Source organism: Pseudoglutamicibacter albus (assembly GCF_022346425.1).
Taxonomy (GTDB): Bacteria; Actinomycetota; Actinomycetes; order Actinomycetales; family Micrococcaceae; genus Pseudoglutamicibacter; species Pseudoglutamicibacter albus.
In genome coordinates this window covers 183,684-198,821 of the sequence record NZ_JAKRCW010000002.1, presented here as the reverse complement: position 1 = coordinate 198,821, position 15,138 = coordinate 183,684, and the positions used below count along the sequence as shown (strand labels likewise).

The 15,138-nt window shown below is 62.2% G+C and carries 11 protein-coding genes; 7 read left to right on the top strand and 4 right to left on the bottom strand.

Annotated elements, in window-relative coordinates:
• The first annotated feature begins 378 nt into the window (after positions 1-378).
• From MHJ63_RS02240 to MHJ63_RS02210, 7 genes are all read left to right on the top strand, one after another.
• Complete coding sequence (locus MHJ63_RS02240; protein ID WP_239446055.1) at positions 379-1,878, top strand: hypothetical protein; 1,500 nt, start codon at positions 379-381, stop codon at positions 1,876-1,878.
• A gap of 65 nt (positions 1,879-1,943) precedes the next feature.
• Complete coding sequence (locus tag MHJ63_RS02235) at positions 1,944-4,166, top strand: S9 family peptidase (RefSeq protein ID WP_239446054.1); 2,223 nt, start codon at positions 1,944-1,946, stop codon at positions 4,164-4,166.
• A gap of 266 nt (positions 4,167-4,432) precedes the next feature.
• A complete protein-coding gene (locus MHJ63_RS02230) occupies positions 4,433-4,897 on the top strand; it encodes a hotdog fold thioesterase (RefSeq protein ID WP_070490278.1) in 465 nt (154 codons plus the stop codon).
• A gap of 78 nt (positions 4,898-4,975) precedes the next feature.
• Positions 4,976-6,289 carry an AMP-binding protein gene (locus MHJ63_RS02225; RefSeq protein ID WP_239446053.1) on the top strand — a complete coding sequence of 438 codons (1,314 nt, stop codon included), beginning with the start codon at positions 4,976-4,978 and terminating at the stop codon, positions 6,287-6,289.
• A 144-nt stretch (positions 6,290-6,433) separates the two neighbouring features.
• A complete protein-coding gene (locus MHJ63_RS02220) occupies positions 6,434-7,111 on the top strand; it encodes a TetR/AcrR family transcriptional regulator (RefSeq protein ID WP_239446052.1) in 678 nt (225 codons plus the stop codon).
• 23 nt (positions 7,112-7,134) lie between these two features.
• Positions 7,135-7,839 carry a hypothetical protein gene (locus MHJ63_RS02215; RefSeq protein ID WP_239446051.1) on the top strand — a complete coding sequence of 235 codons (705 nt, stop codon included), beginning with the start codon at positions 7,135-7,137 and terminating at the stop codon, positions 7,837-7,839.
• A gap of 237 nt (positions 7,840-8,076) precedes the next feature.
• Positions 8,077-9,723, top strand: coding sequence for a thiamine pyrophosphate-dependent enzyme (locus MHJ63_RS02210; protein ID WP_239446049.1), 1,647 nt, complete (start codon positions 8,077-8,079; stop codon positions 9,721-9,723).
• Positions 9,724-9,843: 120 nt separating this feature from the next.
• Here the strand turns inward: MHJ63_RS02210 and paaZ are convergent, their stop codons facing one another.
• The 4 genes from paaZ to MHJ63_RS02190 form a co-directional block, all read right to left on the bottom strand.
• On the bottom strand, positions 9,844-11,967 hold the full coding sequence (paaZ, locus tag MHJ63_RS02205; RefSeq protein ID WP_239446048.1) for a phenylacetic acid degradation bifunctional protein PaaZ: 2,124 nt from the start codon (positions 11,965-11,967) through the stop codon (positions 9,844-9,846).
• Positions 11,968-12,185: 218 nt separating this feature from the next.
• Positions 12,186-13,040 (bottom strand): 3-hydroxyacyl-CoA dehydrogenase family protein, encoded by an 855-nt coding sequence (locus tag MHJ63_RS02200; protein WP_239446047.1) that lies wholly within the window; start codon positions 13,038-13,040, stop codon positions 12,186-12,188.
• 15 nt (positions 13,041-13,055) lie between these two features.
• Positions 13,056-13,838, bottom strand: a complete 783-nt coding sequence (locus MHJ63_RS02195) for an enoyl-CoA hydratase/isomerase family protein (protein ID WP_239446046.1) — start codon at positions 13,836-13,838, stop codon at positions 13,056-13,058.
• 3 nt (positions 13,839-13,841) lie between these two features.
• Positions 13,842-15,071, bottom strand: a complete 1,230-nt coding sequence (locus MHJ63_RS02190) for a thiolase family protein (protein WP_239446045.1) — start codon at positions 15,069-15,071, stop codon at positions 13,842-13,844.
• Positions 15,072-15,138 lie beyond the last annotated feature (67 nt).

Here is a 15,138-nt window from a genome sequence, read left to right as displayed (position 1 = left end):
TTGTCTCAAGTTCGATCCGTCGCTAAAGCGCGGCGGCCCTACACCCGAGGCGATGACGAACCAACGGCATTCACCCGTGGGTGAGGAAGGTCACAAGGATGCAAGCCTAGCGGCTCTGAGGCTCTCAATCCACTTGAGATGATGGTTATACCGGTTTTCTAGCCGTCCATTGTCGGTCGATTTGACACCGTATTGAGGCTCGAGAGAAGAGGTCCGATGCCAGGAAATCCGTGGGATGCAGCACTGCATGGAGGGTGGCTCTTAACGCCTGCTAGCAATTCTTGCGTCATCGAGCCTCGTAATATTCAAGCTTCCGTGTGGTTCGCTCGTGGTTCTGCGCATTATCGGGTCCAGGAGCAAGATTCGCTTTGCAACAATTTGATCGCGATTGCCTCCTGGTGCATTGCCGGCAAGGTCGATGCGCAGGTCGATGTGCACGTCGATGTGCACGCGACGCATAACCGCGTCTCTTTCACGGGGCCAGCATCGGAGGTGGAGACAGCTTGGGCACGGCTCGTTCGGTTAGCTTCCGGAGATGCTGAGGTCGAGGCCGCAACCGAGGCTTCCCTTCAACGGGTCTCGCTCACGCATCATTGCCCGCAGCACTGGGTCGCCGATGCGGCGATCCGCACGGGCTTCACGGAATGGACGGCGCAGGCCCTCCCGGTCGTCGAACCGCAACGGGGCACCGCCCCGTCAACCTCCGTGGTGACCGAACTTTTCGGCCCCGGCGTCGCTCGCCTGTGCACGTTCACGGGACACGATGCGCCCGAGGAGCACAACCTCGTGAGCCTCAGCAGCCCCGCCACCACCCATGCAGATGATGCGGCTACGGGGTCGGTTTTGCGCGGCGGATCCAGTACGACTAGCACTTCTGGAAACCTCCAGCGGGCAGGGCTATTCGCGATGAAACCCACGAAGGTAGCATTCACAGCGCTACTACCCCACTCCGAGACCGGGTTCGCCGCCGCCCACGTGATCCGCACCCAGCTCAACGCCCATCTAGCACAACAGGCCACGGGCCAGGCCGAATTCGAACTCACCGCGCTCGGCGACACCCTCGGCGTCACCGCACTCACGCCCGCCCCGGTAGCGGATGCGGAACGCGCCGCACTGCTTGAGCACGCCTTCGCGAATCCATCCGAGGACCTAGCCGCCGAAGCCGCAGCCGTGCACACCGGGGCCGCCGAAGCCGGGCACACCGGGGCCACCGCAGCCGCCGGCGAGCGCGGTGCGTTCTCCGGCCCGCCTTTCTCACCTGAGCGGGCGTTCAGTTCGCGGCCGTTTGAGCCAGTAGTCAACGCGGATGCTGTTGCGAAGGTTGTGGGGATGGCTCGCAAGACCGTCCATCTGCCGTTCAGTAGCACCACTGCCCCGGAAGGCCGGGACTGGGTCAGGTCTTTAGAGTGGCGGGTCGGGTCTTTAGAGTGGATTGTGCCGCCGCTGCACATCGACGAGTTCCCTACTGAATACCGGGGATGGGACACGGATGTGCTCGCGACCATCGGCGAGGACACGTTCGCGGTGGCCCGAATGGAGCCCGGCAGTACGTCTGAGGTTGAGTCGTTGCACGGTTTGTCCATCAAACTCCCGGGTGCTGTGATCGAGGATGAGTCTGGCCCGCATACGTGGTTCGATGCTGCGATGCGGCCTGTTGTGTGCTCTCCGGAGGCCTTCCATGGCCAGTTGCGCGAGGACCTGGATAAGGTCTTCGCCCACGCCCCGCGGTTGAAGGGCCCAGCGCCCGATGCGGTCCTTGCCGCCCGCGCGCACGCCGCGCAGGGTAGGCGGCGGCGCAAGCGTGCACTCATCGGCGGGGCTGTGGGCGTGGTTGCGCTCTCGGCTTCATGCATCGTGGGTCTACTGACTCTCGTGTAGCCGCGCGCTATGCCGTGAGCGGAGTTGGTTGACGCCAGTGTGCGTGAACTTATTGGATTAGTCCTATGACTACGAATTCTGAATCTTCTACGCCGGAAGCCACCACCGCGCCGGAAGTGACCGCCGCAACGGAGAGCGCTCCGCAACCGCCGGTATCGGAGAAGCGGCCCATTTCGGTCACGCATCACGGCCACACTCGCACGGATGAATACGAATGGCTACGCGACTCGGAAGACCCTAAGGTCATCAAGCATCTCGAGGCTGAGAACGCATACGCCGATGCCGTCACCGCTGCGCAGAAGCCTCTGCGAGACGCAATCTATGAAGAGATCGCAGCCCGCGTCGTACAGACGGATGTTGCGGTCCCGAAGCGTTCGCGCGGCTGGTGGTACTACGCTCGGACGGTTGAGGGATCGGCGTATCCGATCCACGCGCGCGTCAAGGCCGCGGACACCGGGAACCTAGCCGCGGACTGGACTCCGCCTGCCCTCAAGCCAGGCGAGCCAGTCGAGGGCGAAGAGATCCTCGTGGACGGCAACGCGCTCGCCGAAGGCCACACGTTCTTCGCGCTTGGCGGGCTTGATGTGTCCCTCGACGGCACCAAGCTGGTTTACGCCGCGGACTTCACGGGCGATGAACGATTCACTGTGTTTGTTAGGGACCTCACGACGGGGCAGTTGCTTGCCGACCGCATAGAGGGCGCGTTCTATGAGCCGGTTTTCACCCCGGACGGGCAACGCATCGTCTACACGGTGGTGGATGAGACGTGGCGCCCGCACCAGATCAAGGTCCACACGATCGGCACGGATACGGCCGAAGACACGGTCTTGTATCAAGAGGATGACGCCCAGATGTGGCTCGGTGCGGCACCGAGCGATGATGAGCAGGACCTCGTGATCGTAGCCGGTAACTCCGAATACGCTGAGACCTGGATCTGGGAAGGCATGGAGGCTGGAACCGAGCCGCATCTTCTGGTTTCACGCGAAGAGCGCATCCTCAACAGCGTGGCCCCGGTGACGGTCGATGGCCGCCGCCAGGCCCTCATCCTCCACGATGCGGAGGCTCCGAACGGCCGCCTCGACATCGCAGACCTCGCAACGGTCACGGACCGCTCCACGTGGCGTCCGGTGATCGCCGAGCACCCCGAGACCAAGCTCAACAGTCTAGAAACAACCAGCACCCACGCTGTGCTTTCGGTCCGCGCTGAGACGACCCCACGCATCCGCATCTTCCCGCTGACCGCGCTCAGCGATGAAGCTCTCGCCTCTGGTACAGAGCTGGAGTTCTGGGAGCCGCTTATTGAAGACGCGGGCGATGCCCCGGTTGCGGTCGAAGCGAGCTCGAACAGCTTCGAAGCACCCGTGATCCGCTTGCAGAAGGCAAGCGACACCACCCCAAATCAGACCTACGATGCGGACCCAGCCACTCGCGAATGCCGGCTTCTGCACACCGGGCCGGTCAACAACTACTCACCGGAAGACTATGTTGCGACCCGCGAGTGGGCCACCGCCCGCGATGGCGAGCAGATCCCGCTCACGGTCTTGCGGCGCCGCGATGTGAAAGCTGACGGCACGGCTCCGACGATCGTGTACGGCTACGGCTCCTACGAAATCTCGAACGACCCCCGCTTCGGCTACATGGTCCCGAGCCTGTTGGACCGCGGCGTCGTGTTCGTGACCGCGCACATCCGCGGCGGCGGCGAGCGCGGCCGGCACTGGTACCTCGATGGCAAGAAGCTCAAGAAGGAGAACTCCTTCAATGACTTCGTGGACGCGACCCGCTGGCTCATCGAGGCCGGATGGGCTGATCCAAAGCGCATCGCCGCATTCGGCGGTTCGGCGGGCGGCCTACTCATGGGGGCTGTGCTGAACCAGGCGCCGGAGCTCTACCAGGCGGTCTTGGCAGCGGTTCCGTTCGTTGACCCGCTGACCTCGATCCTGGACCCAGACCTTCCTCTTTCAGCACTCGAATGGGAAGAGTGGGGCAACCCGATCGAGGACGAAGAGGTCTACCGCTACATGCTCGGCTACTCCCCTTACGAGAACATTACGAAGCAGGACTACCCGCTCATCGCGGCCCGCACATCGCTGCATGACACGCGCGTTCTCTACGTTGAGCCAGCCAAGTGGGTTCAGCGTTTGCGCGAGCACACGACCTCCGACAAGCCAGTGCTATTCACGTGTGAAATGCACGGTGGACACGGTGGGGCCTCCGGGCGTTACGAGCTGTGGAAGGACCGTTCGTGGGAGTACGCGTTCATGCTCAGCGCGATCGGCATCACGCAATAGGCACGATGCGCGCCAAGTGAGCTCAGCCCGCTGATATATGTCTGGCCCGGCAACGTGATTTTTGACACGTTGCCGGGCCAGTCTTAAGATCGAATAACCGACCGTTCGTTCAGGCTGGATGAATGAGCTTGCCTTAAACCCACCCCGAACACGGCCGGGATAGCCTACGCGCCGCCCGCCGGCGCACACCGATTCCGTACACCGATCCAACATCCAGCGTTGCCGAACCAGCGCTTGAATGTATACCGATGTGAAAGAGTGCGTCGATGACAGAAACGAACACCGAGCTCGGCTCGCGTCTGGCTAAGCACCACAAGATCCTCGAATTCGATCACTGCACCCACTGGATGGGGATCGAGCCAATCAAAGTTGAGCCCGGCTACGCAGAAGTCGAGATGACGCCCCGCAAAGAGATGCTCAACGGTTTCGGCATCGTTCAAGGCGGAATGCTCTTCACCTTCGCCGACGTCGCGTTCGCTATGGCCTGCAACGAACCAGCAGGCTCCGAAACCAGCTACACCGTCGCCCAGGGTGTTGACGTGAACTTCCTCAAGCCAGGCTTACCCGACCTCCCGCTGCGAGCCGTCGCCCGCGTCGTGAACCAAGCCGGCCGCTCCGGGCTCTACGACATCACCGTGACCCAACAGCGTGCCGACGGTTCAACCGAAACCATCCTCGAGTTCCGGGGCCGCTCCCGCACCATCAACGCAGCCCCACCAACCGTGCGCTAACCAACCCGCACCAGCCCGCCCCACCACAGACTTTTACAGACCTAGAAGACGCCCCTATCTCCCCGCCAGGAGGACACCATGTCAAAGATCGCTCTCTCCGATCAGGGTCAGCTGGACCCAGAAGAGAAAATGAGCGCGGATCAGATCCGCGAAATCCAGACCGAACGCACCGCCAAGATCCTCAAGTACGCGTACGAAAACGTGCCGCTGTACACCAAGAAGTTCGATGACCAGGGCGTACACCCTGACGACTTCAAGGAACTATCCGACCTCGCGAAGTTCCCGTACACAACCAAGGAAGACCTCCGCATCACCTACCCGTTCGGTATGTTCGCTGTACCGATGGAGCAGGTCACCCGCATTCACGCATCCTCCGGCACCACCGGCCGCGCAACCGTGGTCGGCTACACCAAGAACGACCTCGACACATGGGCACGCCTGGGTGCACGCTGCTTCCGCATGGCTGGTGTCCGCCCAGGCATGAAGGTCCACAACGCCTACGGCTACGGCCTGTTCACCGGCGGCCTCGGCGCACACGCCGCGATCGAAGCGGTCGGCGCAACTGTGATCCCTATGTCTGGCGGCCAGACCGGCAAGCAGATCACGCTGATCGAAGACTTCAAACCAGACGCGATCGCATCGACCCCGACCTACCTGCTGACCATCGGGGACGCGATGCAGAAGAAGGGCCTCGACCCACGCAAAACCTCGCTACGCTATGCGATCCTCGGCGCCGAGCCGTGGACCCAGGAAATGCGCGACGAGCTTGAGGACATGTTCGATCTCAAGGCATCCGACATCTACGGCCTCTCCGAAGTCATGGGCCCAGGCGTTGCCGGCGAGAACTACGAACTGCAGGACGGCTCCCACATTTGGGAAGACCACTTCGCACCAGAAATCATCGACCCATTCGATGAGCGCCGCCAGCTCGCAGACGGCGAAGAAGGCGAACTCGTCTTCACGACCCTCACCAAGGAGGCCCTCCCGGTCATCCGCTACCGCACGCACGACCTCACACGTCTGCTGCCGGGTACCGCACGCGAAGGCCACCGCCGCATCGGCCGCATCTCCGGCCGCTCCGACGACATGATCATCCTGCGCGGTGTGAACCTGTTCCCGTCCCAGATCGAAGAGCTCATCTTCAAGGTCGAGGGCCTATCCCCTCACTTCCAGCTCGAGATCACCCGACCAAAGCGCATGGACGAACTCACCGTCAAGGTCGAACGCCGCGACGACTGCACAAGCGACCGAGCCGAGGAAGCCGGCAAGGAACTTCAGCGTCTCATCAAGATCCACATCGGGTCTTCATGCCGCATCGACGTCGTCGATCCAGCCACCCTGGAGCGTTCGATGGGTAAGCTCAAGCGCATCTACGACCTGCGCAACCAGTAAAACCCTGCCCTACCCGCTAAGGTAGGTCACAGAGGAGGGGTGGCTTCCGTTCCAACGACGGAAGCCACCCCAATACGCTTAAAGCCCACGGCTACCACCCACACGGTTTCCACCCACACGGGCTAAAGATCAAGGACAGCACACATGACGAGCACCCCCGGAACTGACCCCCGCTCCGATTCCCGATCCGAACTCTCTTCAGAGCCAGCGGCGGGAACCGGCGCGCGCCGCGGACGCCCCGGCTACGACACCGCAACGGTGCTGCGCATCTGCGTCGACATGTTCACCAAACACGGCTACGACGCAACCAGCATGGGGATGCTCGCCGAACGGCTCGGCATCTCCAAGTCAGCGATCTACCACCACGTGCCATCCAAACTCGACATCCTCCGCCAAGCCCTCGACGCCGCGCTCGATCCGCTCGAAGAAGCGTTCCAGCAGCATCTGGCCAACCCCGAACCCACAGCGCTAGCGACGCTGCGAGCGCTCATGGCCGAAACCATCGAGGTCCTCATCGAGCGCCGCCCCTACGTCCTGCTCCTGCTACGGTTGCGCGGCAATTCCGAGATCGAAGTCGCAGCGATGCAGCGCCGCCGCAAGCTCGACCGGCTCACCGCAACCATCGTCGAGCAAGCCATCGCCGAAGGCAGCATCAGGGGCGACCTGAACCCCGGCAACGTTGCCCGCTACATGTTCGGTACCATCAACTCGCTCGTGGAATGGCTGCGTGTGGATGACTCGATGTCCACCGAAAGCGCCAAACGCGGCGTCATCTCACTGCTATTCGAAGGCCTCGAAACCTCCCGGCCAACCCTGCAATAGCCCACTCGATAGAATGGACCCTTGTGGATCACCTGATTTCTGAGCTTTCCGGCGCGCCCGCCGGTAGCGTGTCCTCCAACTTGACCCTGCTGAACATCGGTTTCCTCGTCTTCGTCGCGATCGGCAACCTCATGCTTGCTCACCGCAACGAACTCGGTTGGTGGTTCAGCATGCTCGGAACGTTCTTCGGTTTCATCGCGGTGGCTCTCTACCCGGGTAGTGCCAACTGGATGCTCTTGCTGGGCGCGGTGCCGCTCTTCGCCGTTGGCGCGGTGGGTCTTGCTTTGTGGGCTAAGCATCCGCTGGCAGGTAAGTTCACCCGCTCGGTACCGGTCGCGAACTTCTCAATCATGGGCGCGATCATGCTGCTCATCTACACGGGCGTGGTAGCGCTTCTGCAGTTCGGCCCAGACCTTGCCTATCCGCAACTGATCTTCTCCGAAACCATGCACATCGCGTGGCTGAACTTTGGCCTCAACGCCCTCATCATGGCGGGCCTGCTCGGTGTCGCTTTCGGATCGCGATGGGCATGGTCACTCACCGCGATCGGCGGCATCGGCATGACCGTGGCCTCCGCACTGCTGCCACACCTGACCGGTGGGCCGCAGCCGCTGCTGAGCCAACTGTTCGGTATGGTCTTGGTGACCATCAGCGCGATTTATGCGTGGCTCATGTGGTTCCGCCCAACCCCAGAGCCCCTCCCGCAGTCGGAAGACGAAGACGACTGAAGCGGCCTTCGCCGCTGGTCGATCTCTGCAGCACGACCTGCTCTCACGACCTAGCTTGTCCCTGGAGCGCGGCTTGTTGGCAATATTTATTGCCCTATTAGAAATCTCTACAAGTTAAACCTCGTCACACAAGACACGATTTCACCTTTTTGCCTCAAAACCTGCAAAAGTGTCTGTAACGCAAGAACCACCTGTGCCATGTGGGCCGGTGGCAGGAACACCTAGTGGGAGGTCTCTATGTCCAAGCCGCAGGCAGTTGAGCAATCTGCTGGCCACCTCATCGTCGAATCACTCAAGGCCCACGGTGTAGAACGCACCTACGTGGTCCCGGGTGAAAGCTACCTCGATGTGCTCGACGGGCTCTACAACTCCGGTATCGAAAGCATCGTGTGCCGCCACGAAGGTGGGGCAACCTACATGGCTGAGGCAGAAGGCAAGCTCAACCAGGTCCCCGGTGTCGCGATGGTGACCCGCGGGCCCGGCGCAGCTAACGCACACGTCGGCCTTCACACCGCATGGCAGGATTCGACCCCGCTCGTATTGTTCGTTGGTTTGGTCCCGTTCCAGCACCGGGACCGCGAGGCGTTCCAGGAGTTCGACCCTAAGGCGTGGTTCGGTACCGGCGCCAAGCGTGTCATGGTCCTCGACCATCCTGAGCGTGCCTCCGAGATCGTAGCCGAGGCGATGTTCGCCGCGGTTTCTGGTCGCCCTGGCCCGGTCGTCGTAGGTCTGCCGGAAGATGTGATCCGCGAGAAAGTCTCCGTTCCAGTGCACCCACCGATCCCAGTGGCAACCGGCGGTATGACGGTTGAGGACTGGAAATCGCTGAAGTCCGCGCTGCTGGAATCGGAAAAGCCGCTGTTCGTGTTCGGCGGTAACGACTGGAGCGAGGAAGGCGCCAAGACGTTCACCGCGTGGCTTGAAGACCACCAGCTCGCCGCGGCCGCCGAATGGCGCTGCGAAGGCCTCGTGCCGTTCTCTTCCCCGTCCTATGTTGGACCGATCGGCTACGGCCGGCCACGCCCCACCTACGATCTGCTCGAAGAGACCGACCTGCTCGTGTTCGTCGGAACCGTGCCGGGCGACGTCATCACCGACGGGTTCAACATCCGCCAGAACTGGGAACAGAAAAACTTCATCGTCTCAATCGACCCGTCGCTGCGCGGCCGCTCCGGCCCAGTGACCCACCAGATCGTCGCTAAACCAGACACGTTCGTGCGCGACCTCGTCCGCATGGATCTGGATGTGAAGCCCGAATGGAAGGCGTTCACCCAGCGCATGCGCGGCGAACAGGAGAAGTTCGCTACCCTGCCGGAGGCCTCGACCCGCAACGAACAAGCCACGATGGATGCCCTCATGGCGCACCTGGTCCCAGCACTGCCGGAGAACGCGATGGTGACCCTGGGCGCCGGCGAGCACACCAACTGGGCGCACCGCTACTTCCCTACCGAGTTCTATACCGCGATGATCTCCGCACGCAACGGCTCAATGGGGTATTCGATCCCATCCGCGGTGGCCGCCAAACTGGATAAGCCAGAGCGCTTCGTCGTGACCATCGCAGGTGACGGCGAGTTCCTCATGAACGGCCAAGAGCTCGCAACTGCCGCCCAGTACAACGCCGCGATCCTCGTGGTGGTGATGGACAACGCCGAATACGGCACCATCCGCACCCACCAGGAACGCCAATACCCAGAGCGTGTATCCGGTACCCAGTTGAAGAACCCGAACTTCGCGAAAATGGCGGATGCTTTCGGCGGTAAGGGGTTCCTCGTTGAAACCAACGACCAGCTCCCAGAGGCCGTCAAGAACGCCGTGGAAACCGTTGAAGGCGGCCAGTTCGCGCTGATCCACCTCAAGGTCCCGCAGCGCCACAAGGCTTACTAAGCGGCGAAGCCGTCGCGCCTACTAAGCGGCAAAGCCACGGTGCCTACTAAGCGGACTTGAACGTTGAAGGGGCGTGCCAGCTAGCTGGCTGGCACGCCCCTTACGTGTGTCTAGGGAAGGTTACTTCCAGTCTTTATAGGTCGTGTTTTCCTTCTCGACCAGGGTCAGCACATCGTAGGTTGCCACGATGTCACCGTTCTGGTTGTGTAGCACAGCATCCCACGCGACCTCGCCGTATTCGTCGGTCACGCGCGGAGTGATGCGCTTGGCGGTCAGGGTCACACGCACCGAGTCATCGATGCCCACCGGGGTGATGAAGCGGAGGTTCTCGAGGCCGTAGTTAGCCAGCACTGGGCCCGGCTTAGGCTCCACGAACAGGCCCGCCGCCCAAGAGACCAAGAGGTAGCCGTGAGCGACGATGCCCGGGAAGAACGGGTTGGCTTCCGCCGCCTCGTCGTTGGTGTGCGCGTAGAAGGTGTCACCGGTCGTGTTCGCGAAGTCGGTGATCTCCTGGCGGGTTGCCTTACGCAGACCCGATGCGAAGCCATCCCCCACACGAAGTTCGTTGAGCGGGATGCGGAATGGGTGGCGGTACTTGTCCGAGCCGCCGAACTCTGGGTCGCCAGCCAGGCGTTGTTCCGCCCCGGTGTGCCACACGCCTGTCACGGCGGTCAGCATGTCTGGGGATCCCTGCAGTGCGGTGCGGGACATGTGGTGCTTGATAGCGCGCACGCCACCGAGCTCTTCGCCGCCACCAGCGCGGCCCGGGCCGCCGTGGATCAAGTGTGGAACCGGGGAGCCGTGGCCGGTCGAGGTCTTCATCGTGTCACGGTTGAGCACGTGCACACGGCCGTGGTGGCCAGCGATGCCCTTGGAAACCTCGGCGACGATCTCCGGGTTGTTCGAGCACACGGTCGCAACCAGGGAGCCCTCGCCCATCGCGGCCAAACGTACCGCGGAAGCTGCGTCTTCGTATTCGGCGATCGAGGAGACCGGGCCGAAAGCCTCAACCGAGTGGAGCTCAGGGGTCTCGGCGTCCTCGAAGTCGAGGATGACTGGCGACATGAACGCGCCGTCCTCAACCTTGCCGCCTTCGGCAACCAACGCATCGTCAGCGCTTTCCGGGGTTCCGTAGGCGACCTTCGCGCCGGCGTCGATGAGCTTCTGGACCGCGCCACGGACGTCCTTGAGCTGATCCATCGAAACCAGGGCACCCATACGGGTTTCCTCAACGCGCGGATCGCCGACCTTGCCGCGCTTATCCAGCTCAGCGCCAAGCGCCTTCACAACTGCGCCCTTGAGGCCCTTCGGAACGAAGATGCGGCGTACAGCGGTGCACTTCTGGCCGGCCTTAGCGGTCATCTCAACGGCAACGGCCTTGACGAAAGCCTCAAACTCAGGGGATCCTTCGGTCGCGTCAGTACCGAGGATCGCTGCGTTGAGCGAGTCAGTCTCCGCGGTGAAGCGGACCCCGCCGCGGGTCACGTTCGGATGCTCACGCAACGCGTGAGCGGTGCTGGCCGAACCCGTGAACGCGACGATGTCGCGGTAGTCGAGGTGATCGATCACAGTGCGTGCCGATCCCGTGATGAGCTGCAGCGAGCCCTTCGGGAGCAGCCCAGAGTTGATCATCTGGCGCACGACCTCAACGGTCAGCTGAGCCGACGGGGTTGCTGGCTTCACGATGGTCGGCATGCCCGCAACGAAGGCCGGAGCGAACTTCTCAAGGAAGCCCCACACCGGGAAGTTGAACGCGTTGATCTGCACCACCACGCCCGGCAGGGCCTGCATGATGTGTGTTCCAAGGAAGGAGCCGTCACGCGAGAGGACCTCGACGGGGCCTTCTTCGATCACGTTCGAGTTCGGCAGCTCGCGGCGGCCCTTGGATGAGAACGTGTAGAGCGTACCGATACCGCCGTCGATATCGATCATGCCGTCACGAGCGGTGGCACCCGTCGTGAGGTTCAGGCGGTCCATTTCTTCACGGTTGGCCTGAAGGTACTGGGCGAGCTGCTTCAGAATCAGTGCACGTTCGTGCAGCGTCAGCTCGGAGAGGTTCTTCTGCCCCACTGTGCGGGCATGGTGGATCATGGCTTCAAGGTCGAGGCCCTCTGCGGAGACGGAGCCAATAGCCTCACCGGTCGATGCATCATATACCGGGGTTGCTTTGGCTTCAGCAGCCGGGGTCCACCATTCGTCGCAAGCGTAACTTGGCAGAACGTCGGTCACCGTGGAAGTGCTCATAAGGATGCAACATCCCTTTCCTGAACGATCGGTCAGTTTTCCTTACCAGACTACCAGCGCATGAGTCGCAGATCACTCACAAGGCGAAACTTCTCTGGCGGCGCAAACGCACCGTCACAGCGCCGTTAAACAACGATGCGGGCCCGGTTACTACCGGACCCGCATCGTTGATCAGTTGTTAGCTAGCACGCGCTCACGCGCCCGCCGGGAGCGTTCGTTTATTTCTTGCTCCAGTCGTAGAAGCCCTTGCCGGACTTCATGCCGAGTTCACCGCGCTCAACCATGTCACGCATGATCTGCGGCGGAGCGAAACGCTCACCTAGGGTTTCTTCGAGGTATTCGGCGATACCAAGGCGCACGTCCAGGCCCACGATGTCGGTGGTCTTGAGCGGGCCGGATGCGTGCCCGTAGCCGAGCACCATCGCGTTGTCGATGTCCTCGGCGGATGCCACGCCGGCCTCGACCATGCGCATCGCTTCGAGCGCTAAGGCGACACCGAGGCGCGAGGACGCAAAACCTGGGGCGTCCTTGACCACAACCGCGGTCTTGCCGAGCCCTTCGGTCCAGCCGCGTGCCGCGTCCACGAGCTCTTCGTCAGTCTGCTGGCCTACAACAACCTCGATCAGCTTGGACGCTGGAACGGGGTTGAAGAAGTGCAGGCCCAGGAAACGGCCTGGGCGGGCCAGTTCCTTAGCGAGCCCGTCGATCGAGAGCGAGGACGTGTTCGAGGCCAAAACCGCGGTCTCGTCCATGTTCTTCTCGGCGTCCTGGAGAGTCTGGACCTTCAGATCCCAGATCTCCGGAACAGCCTCAACGACGAGCTCGCGGCCTGCAAGGTCAGCCTTGTCCGTGGAGACGCTGAACTTAGCCATCCAGTCATCAACGCTGCCGTCCAGGCCGCGGTCGATCGACTTCTGGACCGAGGTAGCGACGCGTTCAGTTGCCGCCTTGGCCGCATCGTCATTCGCTTCGATGACGATGACCTCGCTGCCGGAGGTCAAGAAACCATGCGCGATGCCGGCCCCCATACGGCCGCCACCGATCACACCAACTTGTGCTGGAAAATCGCTCATCTACGTTGCAACCTTCTACTTCTTCTTCTTGCGATCAAGGAACGCTTGCATGCGGTCGAACTTCGCTTGGGATTCGAACAGGATCGCTTGGGCGAGCTCATCGACGGCAGGGTGGGCGTCCCGCGGCATCGTGAACACGCGCTTGGAGATCCGGACCGCGAGCGGGTCTTGCTTTCCGATGCGGTCGGCGAGCGCGTGGGCGCCAGCCATGAGTTCGGATGGTTCGTGGAGTTCGGTCACGAGCTTGAGTTCGAGCGCTTCCTCTGCGTTGAGGATGCGGCCTGCGAGGATCAGTTCGAGCGCGGTTGGTTCGCCCACGAGTTCTTTGAGCCGCCACAGCGCACCTGCCGCCGCGGTGATGCCGAGGTTGGTTTCTGGCTGCCCCATCTTGACTTTAGGGGTCGCGATGCGGAAGTCGGCCGCGTAGGCGAGTTCGGCGCCGCCGCCGAGTGCGAAACCGTCGATCGCTGCGATCACTGGCATCGGGAGCCGGTGGATGCGGGAGAAGATCTGCGAGTTGATGCCGGCGAGGGCGTCTTCGCGGCGGCGTTCGCGTAGCTGGGCGATGTCGGCGCCGGATGCGAAGATACCCCTCTGGCCGGTTTCTTCGTTGGCTTCTACCCCGGTGATGATGAGGATCTTCGGGGTGCGTTCGAGGTATCCGCACAGGGTATGGAACTCGTCGACCATGGTTTGGTCGATCGCGTTGAGAACCTCTGGGCGATTCATGCGTGCTACAACGCGGTCTTCGCTTTCGGTGATCTCAAGGGCCGTGAAGCCCGTTGCGTCGAAGCTCATGGTTTAGACGGCCTCCACGATGATCGCTTGCCCCTGGCCTACGCCGATGCACAGGGTTGCTAGGCCGAGTTTGCGGCCTTCGGTTTCGCCGAGTTCGCGGTCCATGCGCCCCAGGAGGGTGATGACGATGCGCGCGCCGGAGGATCCGAGTGGGTGGCCGAGTGCGATCGCGCCGCCGTCGCGGTTGACGATCTCTGGATCGAGGCCGAGTTCACGGATTGAGGCGAGCGACTGGCTTGCGAAGGCTTCGTTGATTTCGACTGCTTTAAGGTCGGAAATCTCAAGGCCGGCTTTTTTGAGTGCCTTGCGGGTGGATGGGACTGGACCCATACCCATGATTTCCGGCGCGAGGCCGGCGGCGGCGTTGGATACGACGCGTGCGCGTGCCTTGAGGCCGTATTTCTTGACGGCTTCTTCGGAGGCGACGATGATCGCGGATGCGCCGTCGTTGAGGCTGGATGCGTTACCTGCGGTCACGACTTCCCCGCCCTTGACGACTGGGCGCAGCTTGGCGAGCACCTCTGGGGTCGAGCCTGGGCGTGGGCCTTCGTCGGTGTCCACGACGGTTTCATTGCCTTTGCGGTCGAATACGGAGACCGGGACGATTTCGTCTTTGAAGCGGCCGGCTTCGATTGCGGCGAGCGCTTTTTCGTGGGATGCGGCGGCGAATACGTCGGCGTCTTCGCGGGAGATGTTGTACTGGCGTGCAACTTCTTCCGCGGTTTCTGGCATGGAGTAGGTGAATTTGCCGTCGCGGGAGAGTTCACCGGAGAGGAACTTAGGGTTCGGGAAGCGCCAGCCGATCGAGGTGTCGTGGACCTTGCCTGGGGTTGCGAAAGCCTTGGCTGGTTTCTCCATGACCCATGGGGCGCGCGACATCGATTCAACACCGCCGGCAACCACGATGTCGGCGTCGCCGGCTTTGATCATCTGGGTTGCCATCGCGATCGCGGACATGCCCGATGCGCACAGGCGGTTGACGGTGATGCCTGGCACGGAGTCTGGGTAGCCGTTGAGCAGCCATGCCATGCGGGCTACGTTGCGGTTTTCTTCGCCTGCACCGTTGGCGTTGCCGAGGATGACTTCGTCGACTACTTCTGGGTCGATGCCTGCACGCTCGATGGCTTCTTTGATGACGAGGGCTGCCATATCGTCGGGACGGACAGAGGACAGTGCACCTCCGTAGCGTCCAACGGGAGTACGTACGCCGCCCACCAGCATCGCTTCAGTCATGGTTCTCCTTTAGTAGAGGGTTCACACCTTGGGTAGAGGATTCACTGCCACGGTGTCATGGGTGTTT

Bases quoted from the DNA above. Each gene is read 5' to 3' on its own strand.
- MHJ63_RS02235 (WP_239446054.1), top strand. From the start codon at position 1,944: ATGACTACGAATTCTGAATCTTCTACGCCGGAAGCCACCACCGCGCCG.
- MHJ63_RS02230 (WP_070490278.1), top strand. From the start codon at position 4,433: ATGACAGAAACGAACACCGAGCTCGGCTCGCGTCTGGCTAAGCACCAC.
- MHJ63_RS02200 (WP_239446047.1), bottom strand. From the start codon at position 13,040: ATGAGCGATTTTCCAGCACAAGTTGGTGTGATCGGTGGCGGCCGTATG.
- MHJ63_RS02220 (WP_239446052.1), top strand. From the start codon at position 6,434: ATGACGAGCACCCCCGGAACTGACCCCCGCTCCGATTCCCGATCCGAA.
- MHJ63_RS02195 (WP_239446046.1), bottom strand. From the start codon at position 13,838: ATGAGCTTCGACGCAACGGGCTTCACGGCCCTTGAGATCACCGAAAGC.
- MHJ63_RS02225 (WP_239446053.1), top strand. From the start codon at position 4,976: ATGTCAAAGATCGCTCTCTCCGATCAGGGTCAGCTGGACCCAGAAGAG.
- paaZ (WP_239446048.1), bottom strand. From the start codon at position 11,967: ATGAGCACTTCCACGGTGACCGACGTTCTGCCAAGTTACGCTTGCGAC.
- MHJ63_RS02190 (WP_239446045.1), bottom strand. From the start codon at position 15,071: ATGACTGAAGCGATGCTGGTGGGCGGCGTACGTACTCCCGTTGGACGC.
- MHJ63_RS02210 (WP_239446049.1), top strand. From the start codon at position 8,077: ATGTCCAAGCCGCAGGCAGTTGAGCAATCTGCTGGCCACCTCATCGTC.